The organism is Pseudomonas sp. HMSC066A08 (assembly GCF_001813025.1).
In the GTDB taxonomy this organism is placed as follows: domain Bacteria; phylum Pseudomonadota; class Gammaproteobacteria; order Pseudomonadales; family Pseudomonadaceae; genus Pseudomonas; species Pseudomonas aeruginosa.
In genome coordinates, this window is record NZ_KV811265.1 from 1 (window position 1) to 6,493 (window position 6,493).

Genomic DNA, 6,493 nt, shown 5'->3' on the forward strand with positions numbered 1-6,493 from the left:
GACGCTGCCGATTGGTAGCCGGTGTTCGACGCTGTTTCGCCCACCACCGTCTGCTCAACCGACTTATCTACCTTGCTCATGATCCAGTCGATGGCCCGCGAGATCATAGTCGGCATGCTGATTTCCGCCTCCACCACCAGGGTGGCGCTGGCGATCTTGCTGTCATCGTCGTGACGGCTCAGTTGTCCCGAAGCCTTCACGATGGCGAATCGGCTTTCGCCTGGGGCGTAGTAGCCGAAGACATCAAGGGGATACTCACAAGAGTGGAAACCCGAAGCACATGCCTCTACCTCACCATCATGCTTGTAGGTGCCGCCGATCTCGAACTGGTAGCCGCGGCAGGTCAGGTCTTGCCTGAACCCCTTGTAAGCGGTCACGACCTCTTCGGACGCAGCCTTTTTCTTGCTCGCCATCGCGATTCTCCGTTTTAGATTTGCCCTGGGTTGGGCGATAGGGCGCCCGGATGGGCAAATGGGTTGGAGCTGGTGATGCCCTGCTACCGGCAGGGAGGCGGGTTAAAGCGGGAAGGCCGCACGCACGCTTCCAGCTCGAATAAAGAAAGTCGTCAGTTTGCGGACCTTCAGATACTTGGCTCTTGTCTGGCGGCCGCTGCGGCTCAGCTTGTCCATTTCGCCAACCCAAGCGTTGTAGATGTTCAGCGCGTAGTTGCTCATGTCCTTTCCTCGGTGATGCCCCGGCGAACCGGGGCGGTTGGATTTCCTCGATGCCCCTCTTGCGAAGGGCATCTGAGAAATCGGTGTTGCATGGGTTTATGCTGAGTAGTGATACCAAGGGTTTAACCCGTCCCTGTGCCTCCAGATAAAGCGATCAAGCTCAAGCGAACATGGAGGCTTGAAAATGCAGATATTCCCGTCCACTTTCTCGCACCAACCGATTAACTCTCCGGCTGGCTTGGTCATGTGATGCTCGCTCGCGAAGATTCGGCAGCCCCGCATCGGCTTGAAGAATCGGTACATCACGCATGCATCCGCACGGTGATGTAGCCGTTGCTGGCAACAACGTGGTCCCAGCGGTTGAACCAGATGAGGTCGCCGAACTTCTTCATGGCGGCCTGGCGTACCTTGATCAGCACGTCATCCGGTGTCTCGTTGCCTTCCGGTAGAGCAATCCAATCCAGGCGTTTGCCGTTGCTCAGGTGCGCATCGACATTGAATTGAGCCATTTCAGTCTCCTTACCAGGGTTTACCGGCGTTGATGTATGCGCTTCCTGCAAGCTCAGTTAGAGCTACCAGCTGCCAGGAATCGATCGCTCCGCCGTAGTGCAATCCGCGCAACATCCCGACCGTTTCGTAGTACTCGATGCGCGCTCGGTGTACGTCGTTCTCCCTGCGGATGATTCGAAGAGACTGACGTAAAGCCAGTGAGGCCTTTTCATTCATCGTCTTGCCCTCCAGGGCGTGTTGACTTCCCGTCTGGCCCTCGGTGGAGGGCCAGCCAGTGAAATCGGTGTTTCTCCCGCGTTCGCCTAACTGGGCTTCTACAACCCGCGGGTGGTGCTTCTGGTGTCTCCGTAAACCGCTCAGCCGGCATGCCGAACGTCGCAGTCTTCTTGCTCGGACGCTGTTACCCGCCACCTGCGCCTGGGCGATGATTTCTGTCCTCACTGCAAGCGCTTTCGGCGCCTGTTCGCTGTGTTCCCCACCTTTCGGCGGTACCAGGTACAAAGCCACCATCTGAGTGACCCTGGCAGGGAGCGTGAGCAGTGCAGACCCTCGGCGCGCGATTCCAGATGCGTCGCGTCAGCCTTGAGCCTGGCCGGCAACCAGAGGCCGGCATGGGTTCCCAAATTGTCGAAAGAGCGGTCGGCTCGGTGGCCTGGCGCTGCGTTGTTCTGCGGCGTTGAGATGAAATTTAAGTCTGCTGAAATTCATAGTCAAGCCTGCTGAAGAAAATATTTTCAGTTTGCTGAAATTGACGAGATCGTCAGGCACAAAAAAGCCCGCACTTGGCGGGCCTGTGTCCGGCTTGTGGTGCTATCGGCGCGGGGCTCGGCGGACCGTTGACCACCAGAAGACACGTCCGAGCATGGTGATTTGACTGAATTGATCGGATGTCAGTATCTCGTCTGGGTACTCGTCGCTGTTTTCGCTCCTGATGCGGACTGAGTTCCCGGGCATCGAATAGAGGTACTTGACGCGAAGCATTCCATCCTGATTGAAGGCGTAGATCTCACCGTCGACGATGTGTGTGAAGCTGGTGTCGAAGCCGATAGCGGCGCCATCGAGGATCAGCCTCTCCATGGATCGCCCACGAACTCGGGCTACTGCGGCACATTCCGGCTCCACGCCTGCTGACCGAAGCGTGTCCTTTGAGAACCGAAGCTTTCTGTCAGCGATTTCAACGACTTCCGTCATACCGTTTCCTGCGGCAAGCTCCACCTCAGAGTAGTACGGCAGTTCTACTTCGTCATCCTCAAGCGGCGTGTCTGCATCCCAGGCAGAGACCAAGCCGACAAGTTCGCCTTGGTTGTGGTCGGGACCTACGTCAATGGCGCGCTCTGGTCCAGACCCAAGCGTTATCCACTCCGCGCGGAAGCCGGTGGCTTTCGCAAGGGCGAAGGCGCTTTCCGCCTTTAGGCTCTTGCTGTCGCCATTAATCCACTGAGTGACGGCTGAGGGCGCGACGTCGCAAAGTTTTGCGATTTCACTTTTCGTTTTTCCGCTGAGCTGGATGGCTCGCGCGATTCGTTCGTTTCTGTTCATCCGATGATGTTAAGACAGCTTAATTTAAGTGAGTGCAAAACTCGGAAGCCTGTTGCGAACATTATTTCAGTGTGCTGAAATTGGTTCATTGCTACGCGAGGACGCGCAATGAACATGAACGAAGCCATCCAGCATTTTGGCTCCAAAAAGAAGCTCGCTGAGGCCCTGGGCATCCGGCCGAGCGCTGTCACGCAGTGGGGAGAGTCGATCCCCGTAGGCCGCCAGTACCAACTTCAAGTCATCAGCAAGAACAAGCTGAAGGCTGATCAGAAGGCCGCCTGACATGACAGCCAGCCAATTAAACCCCGAGCGCGATGCAAGGGCACGGGAGTTCGAATCCCTGATCCTCAACCGACTTTTGTCGGTGGGTCAGAAGACCGTCGCCGACGCAATCGGCGTGAGCGAATCGACTGTCAGTCGTTGGAAAGAGGGCGAGATAGAGCGGTGGTGCAAGGTGCTTGCGCTGCTGGAGCTTCAGGTCGTCCCGATGTCGGCTCAGTGCCATCCATCTGAGTACATCCAGGCGCTCAAGACCCTGGCCGAGCTTGGCCTTCAGGCCGAAAAGAAGCGGCCTGGTCCGTTGGGGTGGGATTGAGGGGCGCCGAACGCCGGGCACAAAAAAGCCGGGATTGCGGCCCGGCTCATTGCTACATCAGATGAGGTAACTCTAATGCATCAGATTATCCACGGCAATACCGAAACCGTCGTTCCGAAAAATGCGAACCACGACTTCGTGGCACGCAAAATGAGCACCCTCAAGCTGCGCGATCTCATCAATGATGCCCGCGCGGATGCTGGGGAGCCCAGGGTCAGGAATGATCAGTTTCTTGCTCGTGTCGAAGACGAGTTGGGTGATGAACTTGAGGGGGTGCAAAAATATTACACCCCCTTCCATGGCAACCAGGTCGCCGCCTACGACCTGACTCTTGACCAGTGCGTGCTGGTAGGGATGCGCGAATCTAAGTCGGTTCGCCGAACGGTATTGGCCAAACTGAAGTCCTTCGAGGCCCCTCGTGTTATTGCCACGCTCCCAGACTTCACCAACCCAGTAGTGGCAGCCCGCGCTTGGGCGGATGAGGTGGAGCAGAAACAGGTGGCCCAGCAAGCACTGGCGATTGCTGCGCCCAAAGCAGAGTTTGTCGACAAGTATGTCGAATCCACCGGGCTCAAGGGCTTTCGCCAAACCGCCAAGCTGCTGAGGGCCAATGAGGCCCGATTCCGTGAGTTCTTGCTCGACAAGAAGATCATGTATCGCATGGGCGGCGAGTGGCAGGCATACCAGAACCATATCGACGCTGGACGCTTCGCCGTCAAGACCGGCACAAGCGACAGCGGTCACGCCTTCAATCAAGCCAAATTTACCCCTAAGGGCGTCACCTGTGTGGCCGGCTTGTGGGCGCAGCACAACCTGGATGTCCAATGATGGCCCGTTCAAGAAACATCAAGCCAGGGTTCTTTTCGAACGAGCATCTGGTGGAGCTGGACTTTGCAACTCGCCTCCTGTTCATCGGCCTTTGGACCGAGGCTGACCGGGAGGGTCGCCTCGAAGATCGCCCGCGCCGACTGAAAATGGCCTTGTTCCCGGCTGACAATGTCGACATGGACCGAATGCTCGATGACCTTGATCACTTGGGGTTCATCAAGCGCTACACCGTGGGCGACGTGAAGGCCATTCAGATCATCAACTGGTCGAAACACCAGAATCCGCACGTCAAGGAAGCCAAGAGCATCATCCCTGAAATGCCCGAGGTAGACGCATGCCAGGGAAAGAATGAGGAAAGCACCGTGCAAGCACCGGACTCGCACAGTTCTTTCCCTGCTGATTCCCTCTCTCTTGATTCCGGATTCCTGATTCCTGATTCCCTCAACCCGTCGCAAGCTCCGGTTGACCGCGCAGAGATGTTCTCGCGGTTCTGGAAGCTGTATCCGCGAAAGGTCGGGAAGGACAAGGCCGAGAAGGCGTGGGCGAAGCTGAAGCTCACTGCCGACCTGTTTGACACGATCGTCAGCGCCCTGGCCAAGCACCGGCAGTTGCCCAGTTGGACCAAGGACAACGGGCAGTTCATCCCGCATGCATCGACGTGGCTCAACGGGAAGCGCTGGGAGGATGAGATTGACCTTCCGCGCGGCAATGTCCACCACCTACCAAGCAGCCGCCACCACGGGTTTGCTGATCGCGACTACACCGCAGGCTTGATCGAGCGGGAGGACGGCACCTATGGCTTCTAACGCCCTGAACCTTGAAGTCTGCGACCTGGAGCGCCGTTTCGGGATCGTCTCCAAGACTCCCGCTAAATGCGATAAGCACGGCGAGTATGCGGCTGTTTTCCGCCGCAATTCGGACAAGCCAACCGGTTGTCCTGAGTGCTCCAAGGAGGCTGAGGCTGAAAAACTTCGCGATGAGCAGGCCGAAATGTGGCGCCGGAACGAGCGCGAGCGCATGGAGCGTCGGCTCGCTGGAGTAATGATCCCACCGCGCTTTCAGGGTCGCACGTTCGACTCATACATCGCGCAGAACGATGGCCAGCGCAAAGCGCTGAAGGTTTGCCGAAAGTACGCAGACGACTTCGCCGAGAACAAGCGCCTGGGTCGGTGTCTGCTGCTGCTTGGCATGCCTGGGACCGGGAAGACGCACCTTGCCACTGCAATCGCTGGGCACGTCGTGTGCAACAGCGCTTCGGTGACTGCCGCCTATCGCACGGTGAGCACAATTCTCCAGTTTGTGAAGGGAAGTTTTGATCGCGAAGCCGAGTACACCGAAGCCCAGGCTTTTGAGGCCCTTTGCGCCCCCTCACTGCTGATCATCGACGAGGTGGGGGCAACGAAGCCGACCGACTTCGAGCTTGCAACGCTCTTCAGCGTGATCGATGGGCGCTACCAGAACCTAATGCCGACCATCGTGATTTCGAACCTCAAGGCCGAGGAACTGCCCGGAGCGCTTGGAGAGCGCTGCGTCGACAGGTTGCGCGAAAACGGCGGGGTAGCGGTCCGGTTCGACTGGCCATCGAAGCGCTCGGAGGTGCGTCATGACTAAGGCTCACAACGGGAAGATCAGCACCGAGGGATTGGAGCTTCCAAGCGCCTGCGACATCTGCGGAAAGTCCCGTGCTCATGGAAGTCACGTGAAGTGCAGCAAGATCCGGCAGGCGCAGTACCGGGCGAAGAGGGCGGCCAAATGAAAGAGCAACGCTACAGAGACCCGAGGGCCGTACACGCCTGGAACAACGGAGAGGGCGGCAGGGCTGCCCGTAAGCGCTACGCGGAGCGTAACAAGGAAGCTATAAGGGCTCGCCTGGCTGCCCGCCTGAGTCGCAGCAACTCCGTCTCCAAGGCGCAGCTGATCGAAGAGGTCTCCCGGCTCCTTTCTTACGATGACGAAACCGGCGAGCTTCGCTACTGCGATGCACCGCGGGAGATGTTCTCGACTCAATCGGCGTGGAAGCGCCACTCGACCTTCCTTGTCGGGAAGCCAGCAGGAAGCGTTCTGGAGAGCGGTGTGTGCCGCTATCTGAAAATCCAATACCAGCGTAAGCACCTTCAGGCACACCACGTGGCGTGGTTCATTTCCACCGGCCAGCACGTCCAGGATGGTTGGTTCATTGACCATATCAACGGCGATGGCCTGGATAACCGCATATGCAACCTGCGCCTGGTCTCCAGGCAGGAAAACATGCGGAACAAGCGGCTCTATCGGAACAAAACCATCAGGATATTTGGTGTTCTGCCAATTCGAGGGCAGCGCCTTCGTTACGAAGTGCGTATCGGTGGCG

General features: G+C 57.9%; 10 protein-coding genes and 1 pseudogene. 6 read left to right on the forward strand and 5 right to left on the reverse strand.

Annotation, left to right across the window (positions count from 1 at the left end):
- The 5 genes and pseudogenes from HMPREF2886_RS04500 to HMPREF2886_RS35195 form a co-directional block, all read right to left on the reverse strand.
- Positions 1–413, reverse strand: a pseudogene (locus tag HMPREF2886_RS04500) (hypothetical protein); the annotation flags it as partial.
- Between the two features lie 102 nt (positions 414–515).
- Positions 516–674 (reverse strand): hypothetical protein, encoded by a 159-nt coding sequence (locus HMPREF2886_RS34560; protein WP_023435941.1) that lies wholly within the window; start codon positions 672–674, stop codon positions 516–518.
- 302 nt (positions 675–976) lie between these two features.
- The gene (locus tag HMPREF2886_RS04505) at positions 977–1,183 is read right to left on the reverse strand and encodes a hypothetical protein (protein ID WP_015649351.1); all 207 of its coding nucleotides are present in this window, start codon (positions 1,181–1,183) and stop codon (positions 977–979) included.
- A 10-nt stretch (positions 1,184–1,193) separates the two neighbouring features.
- On the reverse strand, positions 1,194–1,694 hold the full coding sequence (locus HMPREF2886_RS34705; protein WP_177344440.1) for a hypothetical protein: 501 nt from the start codon (positions 1,692–1,694) through the stop codon (positions 1,194–1,196).
- Between the two features lie 300 nt (positions 1,695–1,994).
- Positions 1,995–2,723, reverse strand: coding sequence for a LexA family transcriptional regulator (locus HMPREF2886_RS35195; protein ID WP_031641788.1), 729 nt, complete (start codon positions 2,721–2,723; stop codon positions 1,995–1,997).
- A 108-nt stretch (positions 2,724–2,831) separates the two neighbouring features.
- Between HMPREF2886_RS35195 and HMPREF2886_RS04520 the strand changes: the two genes are divergently transcribed.
- From HMPREF2886_RS04520 to HMPREF2886_RS04545, 6 genes are all read left to right on the forward strand, one after another.
- The gene (locus HMPREF2886_RS04520; RefSeq protein ID WP_023081927.1) at positions 2,832–3,005 is read left to right on the forward strand and encodes a Cro/CI family transcriptional regulator; all 174 of its coding nucleotides are present in this window, start codon (positions 2,832–2,834) and stop codon (positions 3,003–3,005) included.
- A 1-nt stretch (position 3,006) separates the two neighbouring features.
- Positions 3,007–3,318, forward strand: a complete 312-nt coding sequence (locus HMPREF2886_RS04525; RefSeq protein ID WP_033969381.1) for a CII family transcriptional regulator — start codon at positions 3,007–3,009, stop codon at positions 3,316–3,318.
- A 75-nt stretch (positions 3,319–3,393) separates the two neighbouring features.
- Entirely contained in the window at positions 3,394–4,146 is a 753-nt protein-coding gene (locus tag HMPREF2886_RS04530; RefSeq protein ID WP_083318521.1) for a phage antirepressor KilAC domain-containing protein, read from the forward strand.
- Positions 4,146–4,952: a hypothetical protein gene (locus HMPREF2886_RS04535; RefSeq protein ID WP_034026878.1), complete on the forward strand. Its 807-nt coding sequence runs from the start codon at positions 4,146–4,148 to the stop codon at positions 4,950–4,952. The genes HMPREF2886_RS04530 and HMPREF2886_RS04535 overlap by 1 nt, the downstream gene beginning before the upstream one ends.
- Complete coding sequence (locus HMPREF2886_RS04540) at positions 4,942–5,757, forward strand: ATP-binding protein (RefSeq protein WP_070746869.1); 816 nt, start codon at positions 4,942–4,944, stop codon at positions 5,755–5,757. Before HMPREF2886_RS04535 ends, HMPREF2886_RS04540 begins: the two co-directional genes overlap by 11 nt.
- Before the next feature lie 141 nt (positions 5,758–5,898).
- On the forward strand, positions 5,899–6,493 hold a 595-nt coding region (locus tag HMPREF2886_RS04545), incomplete at its 3' end, for an HNH endonuclease signature motif containing protein (protein WP_070746871.1).

What these genes read in the sequence shown, in the direction of transcription:
- HMPREF2886_RS34560 (WP_023435941.1), bottom strand. Translation starts at nt 674, where the DNA reads ATGAGCAACTACGCGCTGAACATCTACAACGCTTGGGTTGGCGAAATG.
- HMPREF2886_RS04505 (WP_015649351.1), bottom strand. Translation starts at nt 1,183, where the DNA reads ATGGCTCAATTCAATGTCGATGCGCACCTGAGCAACGGCAAACGCCTG.
- HMPREF2886_RS34705 (WP_177344440.1), bottom strand. Translation starts at nt 1,694, where the DNA reads ATGGTGGCTTTGTACCTGGTACCGCCGAAAGGTGGGGAACACAGCGAA.
- HMPREF2886_RS35195 (WP_031641788.1), bottom strand. Translation starts at nt 2,723, where the DNA reads ATGAACAGAAACGAACGAATCGCGCGAGCCATCCAGCTCAGCGGAAAA.
- HMPREF2886_RS04520 (WP_023081927.1), top strand. Translation starts at nt 2,832, where the DNA reads ATGAACATGAACGAAGCCATCCAGCATTTTGGCTCCAAAAAGAAGCTC.
- HMPREF2886_RS04525 (WP_033969381.1), top strand. Translation starts at nt 3,007, where the DNA reads ATGACAGCCAGCCAATTAAACCCCGAGCGCGATGCAAGGGCACGGGAG.
- HMPREF2886_RS04530 (WP_083318521.1), top strand. Translation starts at nt 3,394, where the DNA reads ATGCATCAGATTATCCACGGCAATACCGAAACCGTCGTTCCGAAAAAT.
- HMPREF2886_RS04535 (WP_034026878.1), top strand. Translation starts at nt 4,146, where the DNA reads ATGGCCCGTTCAAGAAACATCAAGCCAGGGTTCTTTTCGAACGAGCAT.
- HMPREF2886_RS04540 (WP_070746869.1), top strand. Translation starts at nt 4,942, where the DNA reads ATGGCTTCTAACGCCCTGAACCTTGAAGTCTGCGACCTGGAGCGCCGT.